22 protein-coding genes and 1 pseudogene are annotated in these 23,376 nt (G+C 33.5%); 8 read left to right on the forward strand and 15 right to left on the reverse strand.

The features are described from left to right. From QZZ51_RS10240 to QZZ51_RS10285, 10 genes are all read right to left on the reverse strand, one after another. Window positions 1-1,014: PKD domain-containing protein (locus QZZ51_RS10240; RefSeq protein WP_366511968.1), on the reverse strand; the 1,014-nt coding region annotated here is incomplete at its 3' end. A gap of 19 nt (window positions 1,015-1,033) precedes the next feature. Then, window positions 1,034-2,506 (reverse strand): RagB/SusD family nutrient uptake outer membrane protein, encoded by a 1,473-nt coding sequence (locus QZZ51_RS10245; RefSeq protein WP_291869273.1) that lies wholly within the window; start codon window positions 2,504-2,506, stop codon window positions 1,034-1,036. 5 nt (window positions 2,507-2,511) lie between these two features. Beyond that, window positions 2,512-5,535 carry a TonB-dependent receptor gene (locus QZZ51_RS10250; RefSeq protein WP_291869275.1) on the reverse strand — a complete coding sequence of 1,008 codons (3,024 nt, stop codon included), beginning with the start codon at window positions 5,533-5,535 and terminating at the stop codon, window positions 2,512-2,514. A 238-nt stretch (window positions 5,536-5,773) separates the two neighbouring features. Next, window positions 5,774-8,572, reverse strand: a complete 2,799-nt coding sequence (locus QZZ51_RS10255) for a triple tyrosine motif-containing protein (protein ID WP_291869277.1) — start codon at window positions 8,570-8,572, stop codon at window positions 5,774-5,776. Window positions 8,573-8,626: 54 nt separating this feature from the next. After that, window positions 8,627-8,902, reverse strand: a complete 276-nt coding sequence (locus QZZ51_RS10260; protein ID WP_291869278.1) for an ATP-dependent Clp protease adaptor ClpS — start codon at window positions 8,900-8,902, stop codon at window positions 8,627-8,629. Between the two features lie 21 nt (window positions 8,903-8,923). Next, the gene (prmA, locus tag QZZ51_RS10265) at window positions 8,924-9,760 is read right to left on the reverse strand and encodes a 50S ribosomal protein L11 methyltransferase (protein WP_291869280.1); all 837 of its coding nucleotides are present in this window, start codon (window positions 9,758-9,760) and stop codon (window positions 8,924-8,926) included. A gap of 99 nt (window positions 9,761-9,859) precedes the next feature. Beyond that, window positions 9,860-10,609 (reverse strand): triose-phosphate isomerase, encoded by a 750-nt coding sequence (gene tpiA / locus QZZ51_RS10270; protein WP_291869281.1) that lies wholly within the window; start codon window positions 10,607-10,609, stop codon window positions 9,860-9,862. A gap of 4 nt (window positions 10,610-10,613) precedes the next feature. Continuing rightward, complete coding sequence (locus tag QZZ51_RS10275; protein WP_291869283.1) at window positions 10,614-11,108, reverse strand: TlpA disulfide reductase family protein; 495 nt, start codon at window positions 11,106-11,108, stop codon at window positions 10,614-10,616. Between the two features lie 10 nt (window positions 11,109-11,118). Then, a complete protein-coding gene (locus QZZ51_RS10280; RefSeq protein WP_291869284.1) occupies window positions 11,119-12,216 on the reverse strand; it encodes a BT_3928 family protein in 1,098 nt (365 codons plus the stop codon). 1 nt (window position 12,217) lies between these two features. Continuing rightward, window positions 12,218-12,766 carry a DUF1599 domain-containing protein gene (locus QZZ51_RS10285; RefSeq protein ID WP_291869286.1) on the reverse strand — a complete coding sequence of 183 codons (549 nt, stop codon included), beginning with the start codon at window positions 12,764-12,766 and terminating at the stop codon, window positions 12,218-12,220. A 102-nt stretch (window positions 12,767-12,868) separates the two neighbouring features. Here QZZ51_RS10285 and folP point away from each other — a divergent pair, with 102 nt between their 5' ends. Next, complete coding sequence (gene folP / locus QZZ51_RS10290) at window positions 12,869-13,696, forward strand: dihydropteroate synthase (RefSeq protein WP_291869287.1); 828 nt, start codon at window positions 12,869-12,871, stop codon at window positions 13,694-13,696. A gap of 38 nt (window positions 13,697-13,734) precedes the next feature. On the opposite strand, the gene QZZ51_RS10295 is transcribed toward folP, so the two are convergent. Together QZZ51_RS10295 and QZZ51_RS10300 are read right to left on the reverse strand one after the other, a co-directional pair. Then, complete coding sequence (locus QZZ51_RS10295) at window positions 13,735-14,148, reverse strand: VOC family protein (protein ID WP_291869289.1); 414 nt, start codon at window positions 14,146-14,148, stop codon at window positions 13,735-13,737. Between the two features lie 2 nt (window positions 14,149-14,150). Further along, window positions 14,151-15,080 carry a glyoxylate/hydroxypyruvate reductase A gene (locus tag QZZ51_RS10300; RefSeq protein WP_291869291.1) on the reverse strand — a complete coding sequence of 310 codons (930 nt, stop codon included), beginning with the start codon at window positions 15,078-15,080 and terminating at the stop codon, window positions 14,151-14,153. A gap of 119 nt (window positions 15,081-15,199) precedes the next feature. On the opposite strand from QZZ51_RS10300, the gene QZZ51_RS10305 reads away from it, so the two are divergent. Both QZZ51_RS10305 and QZZ51_RS10310 read left to right on the forward strand, forming a co-directional pair. Then, the gene (locus tag QZZ51_RS10305) at window positions 15,200-15,613 is read left to right on the forward strand and encodes an Lrp/AsnC family transcriptional regulator (protein WP_291869293.1); all 414 of its coding nucleotides are present in this window, start codon (window positions 15,200-15,202) and stop codon (window positions 15,611-15,613) included. A 96-nt stretch (window positions 15,614-15,709) separates the two neighbouring features. Beyond that, window positions 15,710-16,495, forward strand: a complete 786-nt coding sequence (locus tag QZZ51_RS10310) for a diadenylate cyclase (protein ID WP_291869295.1) — start codon at window positions 15,710-15,712, stop codon at window positions 16,493-16,495. Here the strand turns inward: QZZ51_RS10310 and QZZ51_RS10315 are convergent, their stop codons facing one another. Further along, entirely contained in the window at window positions 16,496-18,265 is a 1,770-nt protein-coding gene (locus QZZ51_RS10315; RefSeq protein ID WP_291869296.1) for an ABC transporter ATP-binding protein, read from the reverse strand. It lies immediately after the preceding gene. 1 nt (window position 18,266) lies between these two features. Continuing rightward, complete coding sequence (truA, locus tag QZZ51_RS10320; RefSeq protein WP_291869297.1) at window positions 18,267-19,010, reverse strand: tRNA pseudouridine(38-40) synthase TruA; 744 nt, start codon at window positions 19,008-19,010, stop codon at window positions 18,267-18,269. A gap of 90 nt (window positions 19,011-19,100) precedes the next feature. Between truA and QZZ51_RS10325 the strand changes: the two genes are divergently transcribed. The 3 genes from QZZ51_RS10325 (at window position 19,101) to QZZ51_RS10335 (ending at window position 22,188) form a co-directional block, all read left to right on the forward strand. After that, window positions 19,101-19,595: a metallophosphoesterase family protein gene (locus QZZ51_RS10325; protein ID WP_291869299.1), complete on the forward strand. Its 495-nt coding sequence runs from the start codon at window positions 19,101-19,103 to the stop codon at window positions 19,593-19,595. A gap of 491 nt (window positions 19,596-20,086) precedes the next feature. After that, window positions 20,087-20,920, forward strand: a complete 834-nt coding sequence (locus tag QZZ51_RS10330; RefSeq protein WP_291869301.1) for a hypothetical protein — start codon at window positions 20,087-20,089, stop codon at window positions 20,918-20,920. Between the two features lie 284 nt (window positions 20,921-21,204). Then, on the forward strand, window positions 21,205-22,188 hold the full coding sequence (locus QZZ51_RS10335) for a Fic family protein (RefSeq protein ID WP_291869303.1): 984 nt from the start codon (window positions 21,205-21,207) through the stop codon (window positions 22,186-22,188). 56 nt (window positions 22,189-22,244) lie between these two features. Here QZZ51_RS10335 and QZZ51_RS10340 read toward each other — a convergent pair whose 3' ends face one another. Then, a complete protein-coding gene (locus QZZ51_RS10340) occupies window positions 22,245-22,613 on the reverse strand; it encodes a group II intron maturase-specific domain-containing protein (RefSeq protein ID WP_366511969.1) in 369 nt (122 codons plus the stop codon). Window positions 22,614-22,778: 165 nt separating this feature from the next. On the opposite strand from QZZ51_RS10340, the gene QZZ51_RS10345 reads away from it, so the two are divergent. After that, complete coding sequence (locus tag QZZ51_RS10345; protein ID WP_291869305.1) at window positions 22,779-23,156, forward strand: transposase; 378 nt, start codon at window positions 22,779-22,781, stop codon at window positions 23,154-23,156. Continuing rightward, window positions 23,156-23,376 (forward strand): annotated as a pseudogene (locus QZZ51_RS10350) (hypothetical protein); the annotation flags it as partial. The gene QZZ51_RS10345 and the pseudogene QZZ51_RS10350, both read left to right, overlap by 1 nt.

Genomic DNA, 23,376 nt, shown 5'->3' on the forward strand with positions numbered 1-23,376 from the left:
ACTAATTGCATTTGGAACGGCAACATTTGGTAATTCGCCGTCATTATTTGCTTTTGGAATACCAATATAAGAGCCTGCTCCTGTAATTGTAATTGTACCCGCAGTTGCATCATACGCATACGTTGCCGAAGCAGAACCATCGTGTGGAGCTACAGGAGTTCCACAAGCATCGGAACCACCTTGCCAACCTTCTATCCATGTAGCTGTTCCTAATATATTTGCAAAAGAGCCGTCTGTACTGAATACGTAACTATCATCAAAATAACAAGCTCTATCTATTATGCCTTGGTCATCAATTGCAAACCAACTAGTATCTCCTACAGAAGGACCTACTCCTAAAGAACCTGCTTCAGAGGCCATTTTCCATGTTCCAATAAAATCTGATGAGCTAATTAAATTAGAATTTTCAATGGTAATCACTTCTGAAAATTCTACGGTTGCTGCTCCTGCTCCCTTTGCTACTACTCTAACCGTATAATCCCCAGCTATAGTATAAATATGCGATGCTGTTTCTCCGTACATTATTGTTGTAGGTTCTTCTCCTGTTACATCTCCAAAATAAATATCGTAAACCGTAGCATCATCTGCTGTTGGGGTAACCACAATTTCTAAAGGATTGGATTGAGCTACCGTAGCAACCATTAAATTAGAGGGTGCTGTAAAAGAAATTGTTATTTCTCTATTAAGTTCACTTGTTAAACCAGTAGCACCTACACCAACGACTCTTAAGGTAAAAACTCCTTCGCCGTACGTATGGGTAATATTCTCTCCTGGAGTTACTTCTGTACCAGTTTCGCTTTCCGAATCCCCAAAAAAGACCTGAAAATTAGTAGCTCCTTCGGCTGTTGGCGTAACATTTACAGTTCCTGTATCATCTTGTGCAATTTCAAAAATTGCATTTACATTGGTTGGCGCCGATACATTTTGTAACGCATACGAAGTTTCATCTTCCGTACAAGAATAAAATACTGTTAGTGCTAAAAAGAATACTAGTAGTTGCTTTATATGTTTCATTTTCTATCGATTTATTATATTAATATCCTCCGTTTTGCTCCCAACGGTTTCCTGCTAATTCTATTTCTATAGATGGTATCGGGAAAACTTCATTTTTCCCAGAGGTAAATCCATCAATTTCTTGTGCTGCTCTTTGCGTACGTACCAAATCGAAAAAGTGATGTCCTTCTCCTAAAAGCTCTACTCGCCTTTCTTTGTATATAGATGTAGTCAATGAATTTCCGGTAGCAACCACATTTGGTAATGTAGCTCTAGTACGCACTCTGTTTAAATAGGTTTGCGCTTTTACATCGTCTATGCTCCCCCTATTATATGCCTCTGCGGCCATTAATAATACATCTGCAAAACGAATAGCTCTATAATTATTAGGGTTTGTTAAGTTGGCATCTCCTGTATTTAAATCTCCCTTACGAGAAATGTATTTTCTATTATAGTATCCGGTATGCTCATGACCAATAGCAAAAGAAACCCCGCTATTTTCTACTGCCCATGCATCAATATCTAAAACAGCAACATCTTTACGAATATCATTTTCCTCATATGCATCTACCACTTCTTGTGTAGGAACATTGAAACTAAAACCAGACTCAAATAAAGGACCAGAATAATTACGTATACCATTAAACCCAACGGCTACATTACCCTCACTACATTGAAGACATTCAAAACCTGCTCCTTCTTCATCTGTATATTGCACCTCGAAAACAGATTCTATATTATTTTCTCCTTCGGTTTCAAAAATGGAATTGTAATCGGTAACTAAATCGTACGTTCCGCTATCTATAACTTCATCTAAAATTGTAGCTGCCTTACTAAACTTATTCTGGAATAAATATACTTTTCCTAATAATGCTTGTGCTGCTCCTTTGGTTACTCTTCCGGTTTCTGCTTGGGTCGTTGGTAAATTTGCTGCGGCATATAGTAAGTCTATCTCTATTTGTGCATACACTTCAGCTTTTGGTGTACGCTCTATTACATTCTGGTCTCCAAAAAGTAATCGTTTATCTACTGCCAAAGGCACATCGCCAAACCATTTCACCAATTCAAAATAATAATATGCTCTTAAAAAGGTAGCCTCTGCAATTACACCTTCTCTCCCAGAAAATTCTGTTTTATCTTTGAATTCTAAAATATAATTAGCGCGGTTTACTCCAGAAAACATCCAGCCCCATATATCTCTTAATTGTGCATTTACGGGCGTGTGCACCATATTATCTACTTCTTGAATTCCAGGAGTATCTGTTGCACTTTCTCCTCCTGCCAATGTATTATCCGATGCTATTTCACCCAACATTACATTTAAATAAGTAGACTGTAACAAATCGTATACAGCAGTTAATGCTTTTTGATATTCTTCTTCGGAGTTAAAATAATCTTCCGAATTTTCGTCAAAGGATGCCACTTCTACAAAATCATCACTACAAGAATTAGAAACTATGGTGATAATAAAAAGAACAACCAGGAACTTTATTGGTATATATTTCATTTTCATCGCTTTTAAAATTTTAGATTAAGGCCTAATAAATAGGTTCTTGGAACGGGGTAAAACCCATTATCGATTCCGGCTCCAATAGGGTCTCCCGAAGATGCACTTGGATCATACCCTTTATATTCTGTCAGTGTAAATAGATTATTTGCAGATATGTAAAAACGTAGTTTATCTATACCTAACTTATCTATAACATTTGGTGTTAACGTATATCCTATTTGAACATTTTGAAGTCTTATAAACGAACCATCTTCTACATAATAACTAGAAAAGTTTGTGTTCGATGTTGCTCCTGTAGTAACTCTAGGGTACACATTGGTGGATCCTTCTCCTGTCCATCTATTTAAAGTGTAAACCGATTTGTTTACCAATATTTGGTTACGCTCATAATTACGAACAATATCATTCCCAATAGATGCAAAGGCATACGCGCCAAAATCCCATTGTTTATAGTCCATAGAGATATTCAGCCCCATAGTAGCATCTGGAATAGGACTACCGATATCCGTTCTATCATCCGCATCTATAACTCCATCGTCATTGACGTCTACAAATTTTAAATCTCCTGGAGCAGCATTTGCTTGCGTAGCATGGTCATCTATTTCTGTCTGATTTTGAAAAACTCCATCCGTTTGTAAGCCATAAAAATAGCCTAATGGCTTCCCATCTTCCATTCTAGATGGTGGTTCTTGACCTACACCAAAATCTCCTCCTGCGATGTAACCAATTCCGTTATTTACAGAAACTACTTTATTTTCTAAAAGTGTTATGTTATAATTAACCCCAAAAGAAAAATCTCCTCCTTTATCGTAGTTATACCCAATAGCAAATTCTAACCCTTCATTCTCTACAGTTCCTGCATTAACAAATGGCGCTTGCGAACCTGGTGCAGCAGCACCTAAAATTCCAGAAACAGGTGGTTGTACTAATAAATCTTCTGTTCTTTTCTTAAAATAATCTGCTGTTATATCTATTTTATTATTAAACAGCTTTACATCTATACCTATATCTAAAGTCTTTTGCTCTTCCCATTTAATTTCAGGATTAGAAAGGATTCCTACTGCTTTACCAAATACTAAATTATTACTAAAAACATAAGTTCCTTCTCCTGATAATACAGACCTGTAAGCATTTGCCTCAATTCTATCATTACCTACAATACCATAACTACCTCTAAGCTTTAAAAAACTTACTGTTTTACTATCTGCTAAAAAAGCTTCATCAGAAACTATCCATCCTAGGGAACCAGAAGGAAAATAACCAAATCTATTATTTGGTCCAAACGCCGTAGAACCATCTCTTCTGATAATACCAGATAGCAAATATTTACCTTTATAATTGTATTGTAATCTTGTAAAGTAGGATAATAGTCTAGCATCAAACTTATCCCCTCCATTAAGAAAATTATTTACTACATCGGAAGCATTAGAAATAGATGCATTCTGAAAATTATTCCCTTCTACATCATAACCTGTTTCACTTGCCAATTGTCCTCTTGTTCTAAAAACAGACATTCCCAAAGTTGCTTTTACATTATGAACTTTACCCAAATCCTTATTATAGTTTAAGAACGTATCAAAGGTGTAATCTTTATATATATTCTTTTCTTCCTTTATATTGTTTCTATCTACATTAAAAACCTTACCAGAACCGTAAAAAACCGCTGGTTTAAAATCCTTAATTTTAACTTCTGCATAATTAAACTGATAACTAGATTCTAGAGTAAAATCGTTTAAGAAAGAATACCTCAATCCTATTTTACCACTAAGTTTGCTTACATCATTCTTGTTATATGTATCATTTACTTGTGCTAAAGGGTTAATTACTTCATTACCTAACCCTTCTGATATAGTGTACTCATTATTAGCATCTCTTACTGCTAATGTTGGTGCGTTATTCAATGCATTAAACAATACGGAGCCTAAAGCATTTTCTGAAAGTGTTTTTCTATTTGTTCCAGTATAAATAGCATTGGTTGTTAATTTTAAATTCTCAAGAATATCTGTGGTAAAATTTATTCTATTTGTAAATCTTCTAAAATTGGCTTTAGGGCCACCAACAATACCATTTTGAGTAAGTAAAGAAGAGCCAAAAGAATAGGTCGATTTTTTACTACCGCCACTAATACTTAAATTATGATTTACGACAGCTGCTTTTTGAAAAACCTCATCTTGCCAATCTGTTCCTGTTCCTAAACCAGACACATCTGGATATGGATTAGCACTACCAGCTGCGGCATGTGCTTCGTTAATTAAGACCCCATATTCTGTTGCATTCAATACGGGTATTTTTCTAGATGTTTGCTGAAAACCTCCATAAACATCATAACTAAATTTTAAATCTGTATTCTTTTTTCCTGTCTTTGTGGTTATTAGAATTACACCATTCGCAGCCCTTACCCCATATATACCAGCTGTAGCATCTTTTAAAATATTCATGCTTTCAATATCACTAGGATTTACCACACTCAAATCCTCAATAACATTACCATCTACAAGAATTAACGGTCTATTATCTCCATTGGTAGAAATACCACGAATACGAATATTCGATGCCGCTCCTGGAGATCCTGAACCAGAAGTAATTTGCACCCCAGCAACCTGTCCTTGCAATGCTTGTTCTATTTGTGTAGGGTTTAAATCTTCTATACTTTCTGCTCCTACAACTGTAACCGCTCCTGTTAATTCCTTTTTAGTAGAAGTACCATAACCTACAACGACTACCTCATCTAAGGCACTTACATCCTCTTGGAGTACAATTGAAATAGTAGTAGCCTCTGCAACTATACGTTCTGTTGTTACAAATCCTAAATAAGAGAAAACAAGTATGTCTCCTTTACTTATATTGGATAATATAAAATTTCCATCAAAATCTGTTGTGGTACCATTTACAGAGCTCTTTACAATAACATTCACTCCTGGTAAAGGTTCTTTAAAAGAGGCTTCCTTTACATTTCCTGTAATTGTAATATCCTGACTCCAAATAATAGAAGTACATAACATTAAAAAAATAGATAATACAGTATTCTTCATTATGTTGTATTTAGAAGTACCAATATATTTATTAAACCATTGCTCTTCTAAAAAAACACCCCTACAAAAAATATACATATATCAAAAAATACTTAATACTTTAAGAATATGACTATACAAGTTCCTATACAACAGTGTTAACACAAACTTAAATGATTCTATAAAAATCACCTTACAATGGCCAATAAATAGATTTGTATGGGTAATGTTGTGGTAAAAATAAAAAATGTAGTGCTACTTAAATACTTAATATATAATCCACCAAACCTTTTTCATGCTCTAGACCCATTTTCTTGCGAAGACGATATCGTTTTACCTCCACAGAACGAGCAGAAATATTCAATAATGGAGCAATTTCTTTAGAAGAAAGGTTTAGTCTTAAGTAGGCACATAATCGCAAATCATTCGGAGTTAAATCGGCATGTAGTTCTTTTATCTTTTTAAGAAAGTCTTTATCTGCATTATTAAATGCTTCCTCAAAAACCCTCCAATCGTCTTCATTATTAATATTACGGTCGATGGTTTTAATAACTGCTTTTATTTGAGGTGGAGATTTTGCTTCTGCTAATTGGGATTTTAAAGCATTTAAAAATTCATTTTTCTTAATAATACTCATTGTTGAAACTGCTAACTCTCTATTCTTAGAAGCAATTTCTTCTTTTAGCTTTTCGTTCGTTATTTCTATTATTTTACGCTGCGTTTTTTGCTCTTTTCTCTTTAACTTTCTCTTATTGTCTTTTAAAATATCCTGTTGTTGTTTGCGATAATATCTATTGTATTGTTTGTGTACAAATAGGAAGAGTAATCCTACTATTAGTATATAAATAAAATAAGCCAAATACGAAAAATACCAAGGTCTTAGAATTTCAAAAGAAGTTGTTTTTACCTCTGTGACTATGTTATTTAGTCTACCTCTTACATTAAAAGTATATGCGCCGTATGGCAAATTCTCAAAAGAGACTGTAGTGTTTTTAGACCAATTACTCCAACCTTTATGCATACCAACCAATTGGTATTGATAAACAACCTCTATATACTTATCGTACTCTGGAACACTATAAGAAAATTCCATTTTATTTTTGGTATATGGTAATTCTTGGTTCGGTACCAATGGCAGTTTTTCTTTAGCCTTTCCTGATGACTGTTTTGTAATACCTGTAATTTGAATTTGATATTCTTTGGTTTGTAACTTTTCTAGATTCAGAGTGGTATAACCATTTGCCGTACCTATTAAATATTTATTTTTTACTAACGGAGTAATAGACTCAAAACCAAAAACACCCATATTTCTACGAAAGGAGAAGGATACAGGAATCTCTATCATCTCATAACCATCATTAAGCCTAGATGGTGATAAACTCAGAATGCTCGTATTAGAAAACCCCCAGAGTCTGTTTTCTTTACCATCTGGTATTAGAACTCCAATAGGAGGTTCTTTTTCTTTAAAAAAATTAGTCGTGAGATTTTCATTTTTCACAAATTTACCTCTAGTAGTATCGAATACAAATATGCCATTATTGTTGATATACAGTATCTGGTTTCTGTATGTTACTAAACTTGCTCCTGTACCTTTGGGTTCTTGGGTTGTAACGGTATGTACTCTTCTGAAATCCTTATCTAGCTGCAAAACAAAAATTCCTTTATTTTCATGATTTACAACAATCTTATCCTCCTCTACCCATTCATAAAATCGAGAAGCAATATCAAAACCTTCTATTTTATTTCTTAAGCCCCAACTACCCCCTTTTTTCTCTAAAATACTTAATCCTTGATAATTCCCCTGTAATAAAATATTAGGGTTATTATACACCGTTTTAATGTCCCAAGTACCCGGGAAATTAGAAACCAAGGATGCCGTATTATTATAAATGCGATATGTGCCATTATTATGTCCACAAAATAGGTCCCCATTAATTTCTCTTAAACACCAAACCTGTCCTTTGGTATTTACAATAAAATTAAAATCATTTTGCGTACCTACCTTCTTATAAAACAAACCTTGATTAGTCCCTAGATATAAATAATCTTGGTGAAGTTTGGCTGCATACACTTGCCCCAATTTCCCTATTTTATCTATATACTCTTGAAAAGGAACATCTAAATTTATTACGGATATTCCATTATCCAATGCCAACCACAAATTTTTATCTACATCCTGAAAAACAGATAGTACTGTATTATTATTCAGCCCGTTTTGCTGATTTATTTTATTAATGAGCTCCCCTTTTTTATTTAAATGATAAATACCATTAGAAATGGTGCCCAACACTAGACTGCCATCTGCCAGTTGCAGACTACTATATACATTTATGGCTATTGGCGCTTTGTTTAGTGCTGTTTGCCAAGGTTTCATTATGGTATCTTCCAAAGTATAAAACATTCCGTCTTCGACCAGAAACGTAAGCTTTTCATTTTTTAGAAAAACCCCTACTACTGTCTTATTCTTAACAATAAAATCATCGGATACTAGAACTGCCTTGCCGTTTTCTATTTTAAAAATACCAACATTACTTTGCTGAAAATAGACGACATCTTCTACTTTAAAAATTTGCGCCCTTTTGGACGGTGAGTCTATACTATTTAGGGTTTTATCTTTCGTATTATATACATAGATACGCTGTAACGATTGAAACAACACCCAATCTTTATAAGCTATAATATTCCAAAATTGCTCATCTTCTATCAATGGAAATTGTAATTCTTGGCTTAAAGAATGATAATCTAAACTACCTTTTTTGTTCTTCTCCCATAAACCAAATTCCATATAACAACCAGTATACACTACCTCTTTTACGGCTTTTACGGAACGAATTACAGAACCATTAGGCGATGGGTATAATTCCCAATCTGCGCCATTAAATTCTAGTAACCCACTATTATTAGCTACATAGATGTACTTCTCTTTGGTTTGTGTAATAGACCAATTTTGGTTGGCTCCACCATAAGTAACAGCAGAGTAATTTTGAATAGGTGGCAATTCTTGAGAGAAACCACAAAACACAAGGAAGTAAAAAAGTAAGAAAATCTTATGTTTCAAAGAAAATATATTTTCTTAAAAGTATAGCTTTTATCTGTAAAAAAACAAAAACATTTATACAATTTCGGCATTTAAGCCTGCTTGTAAAAGACGCGTACAACGTGGTTTTAAATCTTTAAACTCTCCAGTTTTAACCGTGCATTTTCCATTGTAATGTACAATCATTGAACATTGTTCTGCTTGCTCCGAAGTATGATCACAAACAGATACCAAAGTATCAATGACATGGTCAAAAGTATTTACATCATCATTAAAAAGCACAATTTCGTTTTGGTTTACTGTCTCTTCTTCTAATAATAACTCTTCTGATATTTCTTCCCTGGTACTCATATTATAAGGGTTTTATATAAACTAAAATACATATTTTGCAGCAACCCAATTATTTTTTTCTAGGTTTTTTTCAAATTTTAACGAATGTTCTTCGCATTTACCCGAAATCATATTTAGGTCTTCTTGGTAGAATCCACTTAGAAAAAGGGAACCTCCAGGGTGTAAACATTTTGCATATTTAGGAATATCTGCTAATAGTATATTCCTATTTATATTGGCTATAATAACATCGAATTTTTTCCCTTCTAAGAGACTTGCATCACCTTCTAAAACCTGAATATTAGGAAAACCATTTCTTTCCACGTTTTCCTTTGCATTTAAATAACACCAATTATCTATATCTATAGCTTCTACTGGTGACGCACCTTTCATAGCTGTCAATATTGCTAATACACCAGTACCACTACCCATATCTAAAACCGATTTTCCTTTAAAATCATTTTCTAAAATATGTTTCAGCATCATAAATGTAGTTTCATGGTGCCCGGTTCCAAAACTCATTTTGGGTTCTATAACAATATCATAATTCACTGCAGGAGTATCATGAAAAGGGGCTCTAACCACGCAGGCATCATCAACTTGTATGGGTTTAAAATTCTCTTCCCAAGTAGCATTCCAATTCTCTTGTTCTATCTCTTTAACGGTATATTCTATTTTAAAATTTTCATTCTTCAATATCTCTACCTCATTTATCCTCGCTTCTTGCCAATCTGTTTTTTGAATATACGCCAATACTCCATTTTCGTTTTCTACAAAACTCTCGAAACCTATTTCTCCTAATTCTGCTATTAAAATATCGGAAGTTGGTTGTACTGGAGCAACGATAAAAGCGTATTCTATATATATAATGTTCGACATGTCTTTTTTAAAATAAAGGAATAGATAAATAACTTATAAAATAGAAGCTGCTTAGAAACACTCCTCTAAACAGCTTTACTATGCAATTCTTAAATGGGATTAAATAGCTTTTATAATTGCTGCAAAATCATCTGCTACTAATGCAGCTCCACCAATTAAACCACCGTCCACATCTGGTTTAGAGAATATCTCCGATGCGTTTCCTGGCTTTACACTACCTCCGTATAAAATAGATACTTTATTTGCTATAGCAGCATCAAAACCATCTGTTATAGTTTTACGAATAAAAGCATGCATTTCTTGTGCTTGTTCTGCAGAAGCTGTTTCTCCTGTTCCAATTGCCCATACAGGCTCATAAGCCAATACAATTTTACTCCATGCGCTAGCATCTAAAGAAAAAAGTGCATTTTTAATCTGGCTCTCCACTACATTAAAATGATTTTCTGATTTTCTATCGGCCAATTCCTCACCAAAACAGAACATTACTCTCATGTTTTTTGCTAGAGCAGCTTTTACTTTCTTCTCTAAAATCTCATCTGTTTCACCAAAATAAGCACGCCTTTCGGAGTGTCCTATAATTACAGTATCAACACCAATATTTAAAAGCATATCTGCAGAAATCTCTCCAGTATAAGCGCCACTTTCTGCAAAATGCATGTTTTGTGCAATAACTTCGATAGTAGAAGATTCTAAACTATGTTTAGCTGCTACTAAATTCACAAAAGTCGGTGCGACCATTACTTCTGCTGTAGTGTCTGGTAATTTAGCCGAAAGCTCTGTTAAAAGTGCTTCAGTCTCCGCTAAATTTTTATTCATCTTCCAATTTCCTGCTACTATTTTACCTCTCATCTCTTTATTTTGTAAGTTGTTTTATAATCTCTTTATCTTCTGCTTTAATAGCTTTATATAACTTAATACTACCATCTTTATCTAGGACCATGTATCTAGGAATCCAATCTAAATCTATAGCCGTAAACAAATCGGATTTCCATCCTTTTGGCGCCCAATAATGTGACCCTTCTTCTATCTTAAATCTTTTAATACCTTTCTCCCAGATCTCTTTGTTTCTATCTAAAGAAATATAGACATAAGCCACCTCTGGATAGTCTTTTTTTATTTTGTTTAATATAGACATACCAACCACACAATCTTTACACCAAGACGCCCAAATATCTAACAAGATTACTTTATTCTTATGCGCTTTTAAAACATTTTCAAATGTTATAGTCTTTCCTTCCAAATCCATTAGTTGATCTGCAAGTGCTTCCGCTGCAAAGGTTTTATTCTGCGCATTTACAAATAGCACAGAAGCTATAAAAAGAGTACTCGTAATAATTGCTTTTTTCATATACTACAATTTAATCGAATAAAAGATTATCCAAATCATTATAATGTACTTTTTGCTGTATGGTTCCCTTTTCTAGAACTAACACACCTGGATTAGAGCGTATAATAGTTTTAAGTGCTGTTTCGTCTGTGTAATAAAACTCCAAATTTAGATTATAGGTATCTATAATCGCTTTTGCTTGTTCCGCATTAGAGGCAGACATAGCAATTACTTTATAGCCTTTCTTTATTGCAGCATCGGCCATTTGCTTAACCTCAACGTAAAAATCTGTATTTGTTTTCCTTAAGTCATAAGCTACTACCATAACCAATTTAGGTTCTTGTAATAAACTAGAAGCAAAATCTTCTCCGTTTTGTTCTACCGTAAAATCGTGAATAGGAGGCTCGTACCCAGCCTGTAATTCCGTAGTTTCTACACCTATAAATTCTCCATCTACTGTTGGGTAATCTCCTGGTGTATGCACAATTTGCTCTTCTCCATTTACATTAAACTTCCAAGCATAGTCGAACTGTGCTTCTGGCGCTCCTTCTGGAACTGTCATTCCGGCTTCAATATTAGCTCCAATTTTATATGGTCTAAAATCTATTCCTGGTAAATGGTTCAGCACATAATACCCGTAACCCACACATAAAACAAGTGCCACTGCTGTGATTACTCTATTAGGATAGGATCTAAATAAAGGCTGTATATACTTTTGACCAAAAAATAAAATAAGAATAAGAATAAGGAGAACCAAGTCTTTAGTAAAAGATTCCCAAGGTGTTAATTTAACAGCATCTCCAAAACAACCACAATCTGTTACTTTATTAAAATAAGCCGAGTAGAAGGTTAAAAATGTGAAAAATACAATCATTAGCAATAGGTTCCAAACGGTAAACTTAACGCGGTAACCTACCAATAACATAACTCCCAAGAGAACTTCAAAAATAACCACTCCTAGAGAAACCCATAACGCAAAGGGTACTAAAAAAGGGATATTTAACACCGCTTCACTAAAATACTCTTCTAATTTAAAAGAAAATCCAACGGGGTCATTTAGTTTAATAAAGCCACTAATGATAAAAAGTATCCCAACAAATATTCTACTAAACCCTACTAAATATTTCATACTATTTGTTGTTGTTTTCTTGAAGATGAATCATCGCAAATACCGCATAATTTATCATATCTTGATAATTAGCATCTATACCCTCACTAACCAATGTTCTCCCTTGATTGTCTTCTATTTGTTTTACTCGTAGCAACTTTTGTAGTATTAAATCGGTCAAAGAGCTCACGCGCATATCTCTCCACGCTTCTCCATAATCGTGATTTTTATTTTCCATCAACGATTTTGTCTCTGCAATATGTTTCTCGTAAAGACTTACCGCTTTCTCTGTTTGCAAATCTGGCTGATCTACTACTCCTAGCTCTAACTGAATTAAAGCCATAATAGAATAGTTTATAATACCAATAAACTCGGAACGCTCCCCTTCATCTACCTTGCGGACGGCATTTTGTTGCAAGCTTCTAATTCTTTGTGCTTTAATAAAGATTTGATCCGTTAAAGAAGGTAATCTAAGAATACGCCATGCGCTGCCGTAATCTGTCATCTTTTTCTGAAACAAATCTTTGCAAATTTTTATAACCTCATTATATTGCTCGGAAGTATGCTGCATGTATATCTAATTTGCGTAAATTTCGCTTAAAATATTGTAAACGTCAAAGTTCTCGATTTAATCTTTCTTTGTCAAGTATTTACACACCAATTATTTACAAAAATGACCATTAATTGTAACGAAAACCTTGTAGATTTAAATACACCCAAAGTAATGGGCATACTTAACGTTACTCCCGATTCTTTTTTTGATGGTGGTGTCTATAAAAAAATAGAAAATAGTATCGCTCAGGTGGGCAAAATGCTAACAGAAGGAGCTTCGTTTATCGATATTGGGGCCTACAGCTCTAGACCGGGAGCTAAAGAAGTTTCTGAAGAAGAAGAACTGCAACGTATTTTACCTGTTATTAAAGCTATCCGTAAAGAGTTCCCTGAATCTATCCTTTCTGTAGATACGTTTAGAAGTGCGGTAGCTAAAGCATGCGTAGAGGAAGGCGCGGCTATGGTTAATGATATTTCTGGCGGGCAATTAGACGCTAACATGTTTACCACCGTAGCCCAATTAAAAGTGCCTTATATTCTAATGCATATGCGCGGCACACCCCAAAACATGCAACAAAACACCGAATACAAAGACTTAACACAAGATATTATCTATTATTTTTCGGAGCAAATTTACAATGCGCGATTAGCAGGAGTAAATGATATAATACTAGATCCCGGATTTGGATTCTCTAAAACAGTATCCCAAAATTTTGAACTCTTAAACCAATTAGAACTTTTACAAAACATAGAAGTTCCTATACTTACAGGTTTAAGCCGAAAATCTATGATATACAAAACCTTAGAAACCGATGCCAAAAATGCATTGAATGGCACCACCGCTTTAAACATGGTATGTTTAGAGAAGGGAGCAAATATTTTAAGGGTACACGACGTTAAAGAAGCTATGGAGTGTGTACACTTATTTAATGCTCTAAAAAGCAGTTAAGAAGTATATTTATTGCTATTACAAGGTTATTTCTGTTCTTAATCAAAAATAGCTTCCGCGTTACTAAAGCTTTTAAACTCTAAGGCATTATTACTAGGATCTAATACGAACATTGTTTGTTGCTCTCCTCTGTTGTTTTTATACCTCGTCTGTGGTGGCACTAAAAAAGGAATATCGCTCTTTTCTAATCTACTTTTAATTGTTTTAAAATCTTCTGGCTCCAAAATACATCCAAAATGAGGAATAGGAACTTTAAGCCCCTCTACTTTACCACAATAGTCTAACTCGGATATATTTTTAGATACATGGGCTGAAATTTGATGTCCAAAAAAATTAAAATCGACCCAATTATCGGTTTGGCGTCCCAAGGAACACCCTAGTATATTGTGGTAAAACAAAATAGTACTTTTAATATCTTTTACTTTAAACGCTAAATGAAAAATTCCATTCATAATTAATATCCTTTTTTTAGTGATACTACATTTAATAATTCTTCCTTACTTAAAAACCTATGGTAGTTATCTACAATAAGATTCACAGCACTTTCCATATTTGTAAGACTTGCTATATGGGGTGTTATTCTAATTTTGGGATGTTTCCAAAAAGGATGATTTTCTGGTAGTGGCTCTTCTCTAAAAACATCTAGAAAAGCACCAGAAAGAACCGAAGAATCTAATAATTGCAGTATATCTTTTTCTATTAGATGTTCTCCTCTACCTACATTAATCAAAAAAGCATTAGTTGCTAAACTTCCCAAACTATCTTTATTTAATATATCCTGTGTTTCTTTAGTTAACGGTAAAAGGTTAATTAGAAAATTAGTTTGATTTAAAAAGCTTTTAAACTCTCCTTTTCCATGAAAACTATCGACTCCCAAAATATCTTTTCCGGTAGTACTCCAGCCTTTTACCTTAAACCCTAATTTAGCAAAATTCTGAGCCACATATGCTCCTATACTACCCAAACCAAGTATAGAAACGGTAACATCTTTAAAGGAACGGTATGCATGTTGCTCCCATTTTTTTATCTTTTGCTGTTCCATATACAGGCTGGTATTTTTAAGTTCCCCAAAAACTATCGCTGCCAAAAACTCCCACATATCTTGCGATAAATTTTCATCCACTATTCTTGTAACTATACAATCGTCCTTTAAGGTTTGCGAATGGATTATATGATCTATCGAAGCCCCCACAGATTGCACCACCTTTATATTAGGAAGCTCTTTAAACACATCTTTCTTAGGTTTCCAACATAGAACAAAATCTACCGTGGCAGCATCTTTTACATCCGGGTATATCTCCACAACCTCCTTAGGTAATTTTTCCTTTAGCATTTTCTGCCAAGGCTTAGGGTCTTTATTTTTAAAAATTAAGAGTATGCTCATAACCTATAAATTTAAAACAAAGATATATCGAAAATCAAATTTCTAAAAATCGATTCCTTCGTAAAAAAGTAAATATTCGTCAATAAAAATGTATTTTCCACTAAATTAAAATGGATTCCATGGTAGATAAAATAGACAAGCAATTATTAGAGTTATTGAAAGAAAATTCTAGAGTTTCTTTTGCTGATTTAGGAAGAAAAATAAACCTATCCCCTTCTGCCGTTAGAGAAAGAGTGCAAAAAATGGAGGAATTAGGAGTTATCCAAAAATATAGCATTACCATAGATAACAAAAAATTAGGATGCGACATAGAAGCCTTTATCCTTCTTAAAATTTTCCCAGGCCAATTGAAGTTCGTTTTAGATATAATTAAAGACTTCCCCGAAGTTAAAGAAGCCCACCGAATTACAGGAAGCCAGAACATACATTTAAAAGTGGTCTTAGAAAATCAAATTGCTTTACAAAAACTATTGGATCAATTAATGATTTATGGCGACACCAACACCTTTCTTATTTTGTCTGAAATAGAATAAGTAATTCAAATACCAAATTTATAAAGGGTTCTAGAAAAAAGTATACATACATTAGCAATAGACTTATTTTTCCTAATTTTACAAAAACTACCGCGATTGGACTTTTTAAACTTTATAGATATACGAATTACTGATATTATAGATATCATCCTAGTAGCCGTTTTACTCTACTATATCTACAAATTAATCCGTGGTTCTGTTGCTATTAACATTTTTATAGGTATTGTAATTGTTTGGGCCTTTTGGAAACTTACCGAACTATTAGGCATGGAAATGATAAGCAGTATGGTAGGTGCTTTTATGCAAGTTGGTTTAATTGCTCTTATTATTGTTTTTCAACAAGAGATTCGAAAATTTCTTTTAATGATTGGTTCTACTAATTTCTCTAACAAACGTAATTTTATAAAGCATTTTAAATTCTTAAAACAAGAAGGGCTTTCTAGTAGTATTAATATAGATGCTGTTGTTACTGCCTGCGAAAAAATGGCGAGTACCAAAACAGGTGCTTTAATGGTTTTAGAACGCAATAACTCTCTAGATTTTATAAAATCTTCTGGAGACAAAATGCATATTGAAATTACACAGCCTATTATAGAAAGTATTTTCTACAAAAACAGTCCTTTGCACGATGGTGCCGCTATTATTTCTGGAAACTATATTGTTGCAACTAGAGTTACATTACCAGTATCTAACGAACGTACTATTCCTTTACGCTTTGGCCTTAGACATAGAGCTGCTATAGGAATTACGGAAAAAACAGATTCTTTAGCACTTGTAGTGAGTGAAGAAACTGGATTGATATCGTATATTAAAAATGGAGAATTTGTTCTGTATAAAGGATTGCCAGAACTAACAGCAATGATTAAAGAAGACTTAATTTAATTAGGCTACTTCTTCTTCCGATAAAAATTGCGCCTCGTACAAATTATTATAATACCCATTAGCATTAAGCAATTCTTTATGTGTTCCTATTTCTACAATTTTACCAGCATCCATTACTATAATTTTATCTGCTTTTTTCACTGTTGCTAAACGGTGTGCAATAATAATAGAAGTACGGCCTTCTGTAATTTTTTCTGTGGCACTTTGTATTAATTGTTCGGAATAGGTATCTACAGAAGATGTTGCCTCATCCAAAATCAAAATACTAGGGTTACTAACATAAGCCCTTAAAAAAGCAATTAACTGTCGCTGTCCGCTAGACAACATAGCGCCACGCTCTTTAACATCATAATCATAACCGCCAGGCAAACTACTAATAAACTCATGAACCCCAATTTCTTCCGCTGCCTTCTGTATGGTTTCTTTGGTGATGCTCTTTTCTTTTAAAGAAATATTATTCGCTATAGTATCTGCAAATAAGAAAACATCTTGTAAAACCACCGCTATTTTAGCTCTTAAAGAAGATAATTGAAAGTCTTTTATATTTATACTATCTATACAAATTACTCCTGAATTTATCTCGTAAAAACGATTCAGTAAATTAATAATAGTAGATTTTCCTGCTCCGGTAGCACCAACAATAGCAACGGTCTCCCCTGCTTTTACATCAAAAGAAATACCATGCAATACCTCTTCCCCTTCTACATACCCAAAGCGCACCTCTTTAAAAGTAATATCTCCTTTTACATCGGCTTTTACAATAGTACCTTCATTAGAAATATTACTATCTGTATCTAAAATGCTAAAAACTCTATTAGCAGCAACCATTCCCATTTGCAGTGTATTAAACTTATCTGCAATTTGGCGAAGCGGTCTAAACAATAAATCTATCAAGAAAAAGAAAGAAAAAACATCCCCTATTTCATTCAATCCTGTCGTTACAATATTTTGTCGTATTCCAAACCAAACTACCAAACCTATAGCAATCGAAGATACAATTTCTGCTATAGGAAAAAAGATAGAATTATACCATACTGTCTTTATCCAAGCATTCTTATGCTTCTCATTTATTTCTCTAAACTTTTTACTTTCTATTTCTTCTCTAGTAAAAAGTTGTACTATTTTCATTCCTGTTATACGCTCTTGTACAAAGGAGTTTAAATTAGAAACCTGTGCTCTTACCTCTGTAAACGCCACTTTCATTGCCTTTTGAAAAACACGTGTTGCGTATAGAATTATTGGCATTAGCCCAAAAACAATAACCGCCAACTTCCAATCTAAATACAACATTACCAAAGCAGCTGCCAGCATTTTTAATAAATCGGCTACAATGACAAAAAATCCTTGGCTAAAAATTTCACCAATACGCTGCATATCTGCTACAGCTCTGGTTACCAAAACACCAAGCGAAGAAGTATCAAAATACTTCATTTTAAAGCTTAGCATTTTTTTAAATAAGTTTATTCTAACATCTTTTATTACCGATTCTCCTAACCAGTTGGCAAAGTAATTAAAGAGTAACTGACTGGTAACTTGCGCTACCAAAACCCCCAATAAAGCCATGGTAAATACAAATAACATATCGGCATCTTTTGCCTTTATTCCATCGTCTATAATACGCCCTACCAAAATAGGAGTTAAAACCGCAAATATGGATGCCAAAATAGCAGCTAGCGCAACCCCATAAAAAGTAACCCTATATGGCTTGGTATGCCCCATAAGTCTTTTAAAAAGGTTTTTATCAAATGCTATTCCAGAATCTTTACTCATGCTAATCCACAGTTGTTTTAGGGTATAAAACTTGGGTCAAATATAACCCTTTTGCGGGTACAGAAACACCCGCTTTTGCCCTATCCTTACTTTTTATGATGGTATTAACATCTTCTACTTTTATTTTCCCCATACCTACTTCTAAGAGGGTTCCCACAATAGCGCGAACCATATTTCTTAAAAAACGATTGGCAGTAATTGTAAATATTAAAAGGTTGCCTTTTTGCTCCCAATGTGCCAGAGTAATATTGCACAGATAGGTATACACATCGGTGTTCGATTTAGAAAAACACTCAAAATCTTCCTCGGTCAATAAAATCTTAGCCGCCTCGTTCATTGCCTCTATATTTAACGCCTGTTTTATATAGTGCGCAGCATCTGTACTAAAAGGGTCTTTTTTCTTGGCTATCCAATATTCATAGGTACGTGCGGTAGCATCAAAACGCGCATGTGCATCTTCCTTGGTCTCTACAATGCGTTCCACAGCAATATCTTCTGGTAAGTAGGAGTTTAGTCGGTATACCAAATCTTCTACATCTGGCATTTTATCCAAATTAAAATGCCCATACATTTGTTTGGCATGCACGCCGGCATCTGTTCTACCTGCACCCGTTAAAACAACGGTGGTATTTAAAATGGTACATAGACCACCCTCTAAAACCTCTTGTACGGTAATAGCATTGGGTTGTCGCTGCCATCCGTGGTAGTGCTTGCCGAAATATGAAAATTGAATAAAAAACCTCAAAGGAATATGCTAATTTTGTGAAGCTACAAAGATACTTTTTTCAGCCTATTTTTGCAGCATATAAAAATATAGCACTCACAATCTCTATAAATGACAAAAATTCTTCTCTTATCGGACACCCATTCTCACATGGACGATACCATTTTAAAATATGCCAAACAAGCAGATGAAATATGGCATGCTGGTGATATTGGCACTTTAGAGGTTACCGATACTTTAGAGAAAATAAAACCTTTACGCGGCGTATATGGCAATATAGACGACCATATTATTCAGAAAGAATTCCCAGAGAATAATCGTTTTATGTGCGAAGGTGTAGATGTGCTTATGACCCATATTGGTGGGTACCCGCCAAAATATAATATTAGGACTAGAAACGAAATTCGCCAGAACCCTCCCAAACTTTTTATCAGCGGACACTCGCATATTTTAAAAGTGATGATGGATAAAAAACTAGGCGTTCTGCATATGAATCCTGGTGCTTGTGGCAAACACGGTTTTCACCAAATGCGTACCATGCTACGTTTTGTAATCGATGGCCCAAACATTAAGGACCTAGAAGTAATTGAAATTGGGAAGCGGTAATTTAGCTTTTGGCCTTTGGCTAAAAAAAATAAAAAATATACCCCTATTTTAATTAGTTACGTTAAAACCAGTACAGCTAACAATACTACATAAACCATACTTAATACTACTGCTTTTATTCTAAGTTGTTTCATAACTGCCCCTTTTACGATTAAACCAAAGAAAATAGAATCTGCTATACACAAAACAGTTACACTTCTTTTTTTAAGATTCTATAAATATAATAGTTAAAAAGCAAATAAACTGTTACATATTTCTTAAAAAATAGAACAAACAACACCTAGTAAGGCTTGTCTTCTAAGTAGTTACACTTAAAGCCAAGCTACATTACAGATTTCCGTACTACACAGTAGCCTTTTTAACTTTACTTTGCTAATAATTACCTACAAATATTTTAATTTCTAAAATATTCTGGGGTATTTTTATAATCCGAGTATGTATATACAATTTTTGTGGTGCATTAACAAAAACACCCGAAAAAAAAGAAACCTATGAAATTAAAAAGTATCATTTATGTAATTGGAACTATGACAGTTTTTTCAAGTTGCGGAATTCCTCAAGCCGATTATGACAAAGTAATTGCAGAAAATAAAGAATTAAGAGCAAGTATTGAAAAAACTTCATCTGAATTGGACGAATGTCAGAACGGAGCAGAAAAAACTGTGGCGAAAGTTCTAAAATCATACTCTGAAAAAGATTTTATAACTGCAAGAGAAAATATAAAAAAACTTTCCGAAAGACATCCAGAATCGCCTAAAAATTCTGAATTTAAAAAATTATTAGAAAAAATTAAAAAAGAGGAATTGGCTTTACAAAAAGTAAAAGAAGCCGAAGAAAAAGAACGAATCAGATTAGCCAATATTAATAATACTGGAATGTGGAGAGTTGGACATTATGTAGATGAATTTGGAGAACCTACAAAAAGTGGCTACATAACAAATTCTTCACATATAAAAGGTGTTTTTAGTAATACTGCAACTCAAAATTCAAAACTTAATGTTGATTTTTTAATAAATAGCCCTTCAAAAATATATATTCAACTTTATGAATATGCAAGAAATAACCCTGTAAAAGCATATTCGTCTGAAAGTTATAGAGTTTTGGTTCAAGATAAAGATGGAGAAAGACTGAAATTGAGGGCAACTAACTACTCTGACAGACTTGGGCTAGGAACAACTAATTCAAGAAAATTACATAAAGTCTTAATGAAAGGAGGTAGTGTCAAATTTAAAATTTATGAAATTGATACACCTACAACAGAATATGAGTTTACTATATCAAATGCTGATTGGTATGACAATGCACATAAAAAACTCGGAAAATAATAACGCACTACAACAAACGTGTATAAGTAATAAGGGTTTAGTGTCAAACCAAAAGTTAGTGCTTATTTACAAAGTCCGCCAAATTTGCAATTTGACGATTAAATAAAAAAAGGTAATAGTAAAATTGCAAATTTGGCTAAGTGCTAAATTCGAAAATTATTGTATATTTAATCCCTTACTAATCATACACAAACCGTTGGCAATAATACAAAAAATTTCGTTTCATAACGATAATTCAGGTTAAATGATTGTATCTTTGATAGTATCAAATGATAGTATTGCGAATGAAACCACCTTACGAAATAACATCTTCCATTTTAAAATTAATAGCTTCTATTTCAGAGAAAATAGGAGAAGTAAATGCCCATTTATTAAACAAACCTTCACCTAAATTAAGAAAACAGAATAGAATTAAAACTATTCATTCTTCTTTAAAAATAGAAGGAAACACACTAACAGAAGAACAAATAACTGCACTTCTTGAAAACAAAAGAGTTATTGGTCCTAAAAAAGATGTTCTTGAAGTTTTAAATGCAATTAAAATCTACGAAAATTTAGAAGAATACAATCCTTTTAATGAAAAATCCTTTTTAAAAGCACATCTAAACTTAATGGGAGGTTTAATTGAAAATTCTGGAAAATATAGAAATCAAAGTGTGGGAATTGTAAAAGGTTCAAAAGTTGAGCATTTAGCACCACCTTTTGGAAATGTGCCATACTTAATGAAAGACCTTTTTGAATATTTAAAAAAATCTGATGAAATTGAATTAATTAAAAGTTGTGTTTTCCATTACGAAATGGAATTTATACATCCATTTTTGGATGGAAATGGCAGAATGGGAAGATTATGGCAAACTTTAATTTTAATGGAAAAATATCCAATCTTTGAGTTTTTGCCCTTTGAAACTTTAATCAGTAAAGACCAAGAAAAGTATTACAAAGCTTTGGCTGAAAGTGATAAAGCTGGAAAATCAACTAAGTTTATTGAATATATGCTAAACGTGATTGACATTTCAATAAGTGAATTATTAGATTTTAATAATCGAACGTTAAATGAAAAAGAGAGGTTAGAATATTATATTTCATTAAATAAAACTGAATTTACAAGAAAAAATTATATGGATATTTTTAAAGACATTTCTTCAGCAACAGCAAGTAGAGATTTAAAGAAAGGAGCGGAACTAGATTTATTTGAAAAAATAGGAGAAAAAAATAAGACAATCTATCGTCTAAAAAGTCGAGTAGGTAAAGGGGAATCTCACCCCTAAACCTCTCACAGAACCGTACGTGATAGTCTCCTATCATACGGCTCTTCTTAACAAGTCTAAGGTGTAAAACCATATCTCCAATGCACAAATAGATTAGGATAATGCTTTGCAGTCTCCTGTAACCATTTGTATGCAAAGAATCTATATTTACGCCTAAATCGCCGATATTTATTTCGTACCCATTTAGCTAATCGCATATTTAAGAAGCGGAATACATAATGTAATTCACTCATTCTTACCTTGCCATAATAGTTAATCCAACCCCGTACTTTTTCCGCTATAATGCCTGCAAAATCCGACAGGCGTAAGTGAACCATACGATGGAGTTTTAACTTAAACAAAGTTTGATTGATACGCTTCTGCCTTTTACGACTAATCGATGGTGTAAATCCTAGAAAATCGAATGTTACATAGTTTACCTTAATTCTCTCTTTTGTTCTTTCTAGTTATATCAACAATTTAATGAGAATCAAACTTAAGACGTGTATAATTAATGAACTAAAACATGCCAGCCTGAAAAGGGCCACTAACTATAGCTCAGGCATTGTGTTCAATATTGAGTCGTCCTGAAATATGTATACAAAAAACAAATGTATATGTATAAAAATGATGGATATGTAAAACGCTATAGCGAGAGTTTTAAACTCAAAGTATTAGCAGAACTTACCAAAGGAAACCATTCCAAAAGACAAATTGCATTAACTTACGGTATTCAATCCAGTACTATAAACGTATGGATTAAAAAGTATAATCGTAAAGATTTAATGAATACCCGTGTAACCATGCAAACAGACGATGAATTAAGCCGTATTAAAGCACTTCAAAAAGAGCTAAAACAACTCAAAGACCTTCTTATTAAAAAGGACTTAGAGAAACTTGTGAACGACAGTTATCTTGAAGTAGCTGCCCAAGACTTAGGATACAAAGATGTGGAAGAATTAAAAAAAAAGTTAAACATCGAGCCCTAATGAAAGTAGCTCCAAAAAATCGACAAAATAGACAGCTCTCTATTGAGATTATTTGTGATGCCTTCTCCCTAAAAAGGGATGCATATTACAAATACCAAAAACGTTTTGTAATCAAAAAACTGATGGAACAAAAGGTGGTTGAACTCGTTAAACAAAGTAGAAAAATCCTAACTAGAGAAGGAACTAGAAAACTCATGAAGTCATTGAAAAATGAACTTCA

Origin of the sequence: Maribacter sp. (assembly GCF_016744255.1) — a bacterium.
Taxonomy (GTDB): domain Bacteria; phylum Bacteroidota; class Bacteroidia; order Flavobacteriales; family Flavobacteriaceae; genus Maribacter_B.

Excerpts from the sequence above, each read along its gene's own strand:
- folP (WP_291869287.1), top strand. The coding sequence starts at position 12,869 with ATGACCATTAATTGTAACGAAAACCTTGTAGATTTAAATACACCCAAA.
- QZZ51_RS10305 (WP_291869293.1), top strand. The coding sequence starts at position 15,200 with ATGGTAGATAAAATAGACAAGCAATTATTAGAGTTATTGAAAGAAAAT.
- QZZ51_RS10330 (WP_291869301.1), top strand. The coding sequence starts at position 20,087 with ATGAAATTAAAAAGTATCATTTATGTAATTGGAACTATGACAGTTTTT.
- QZZ51_RS10285 (WP_291869286.1), bottom strand. The coding sequence starts at position 12,766 with ATGCAGCATACTTCCGAGCAATATAATGAGGTTATAAAAATTTGCAAA.
- QZZ51_RS10300 (WP_291869291.1), bottom strand. The coding sequence starts at position 15,080 with ATGAGCATACTCTTAATTTTTAAAAATAAAGACCCTAAGCCTTGGCAG.
- QZZ51_RS10295 (WP_291869289.1), bottom strand. The coding sequence starts at position 14,148 with ATGAATGGAATTTTTCATTTAGCGTTTAAAGTAAAAGATATTAAAAGT.
- QZZ51_RS10245 (WP_291869273.1), bottom strand. The coding sequence starts at position 2,506 with ATGAAAATGAAATATATACCAATAAAGTTCCTGGTTGTTCTTTTTATT.
- QZZ51_RS10275 (WP_291869283.1), bottom strand. The coding sequence starts at position 11,108 with ATGAAAAAAGCAATTATTACGAGTACTCTTTTTATAGCTTCTGTGCTA.
- QZZ51_RS10315 (WP_291869296.1), bottom strand. The coding sequence starts at position 18,265 with ATGAGTAAAGATTCTGGAATAGCATTTGATAAAAACCTTTTTAAAAGA.
- QZZ51_RS10250 (WP_291869275.1), bottom strand. The coding sequence starts at position 5,535 with ATGAAGAATACTGTATTATCTATTTTTTTAATGTTATGTACTTCTATT.
- prmA (WP_291869280.1), bottom strand. The coding sequence starts at position 9,760 with ATGTCGAACATTATATATATAGAATACGCTTTTATCGTTGCTCCAGTA.
- QZZ51_RS10325 (WP_291869299.1), top strand. The coding sequence starts at position 19,101 with ATGACAAAAATTCTTCTCTTATCGGACACCCATTCTCACATGGACGAT.
- QZZ51_RS10260 (WP_291869278.1), bottom strand. The coding sequence starts at position 8,902 with ATGAGTACCAGGGAAGAAATATCAGAAGAGTTATTATTAGAAGAAGAG.
- tpiA (WP_291869281.1), bottom strand. The coding sequence starts at position 10,609 with ATGAGAGGTAAAATAGTAGCAGGAAATTGGAAGATGAATAAAAATTTA.
- QZZ51_RS10345 (WP_291869305.1), top strand. The coding sequence starts at position 22,779 with ATGTATATGTATAAAAATGATGGATATGTAAAACGCTATAGCGAGAGT.
- QZZ51_RS10280 (WP_291869284.1), bottom strand. The coding sequence starts at position 12,216 with ATGAAATATTTAGTAGGGTTTAGTAGAATATTTGTTGGGATACTTTTT.
- QZZ51_RS10335 (WP_291869303.1), top strand. The coding sequence starts at position 21,205 with ATGAAACCACCTTACGAAATAACATCTTCCATTTTAAAATTAATAGCT.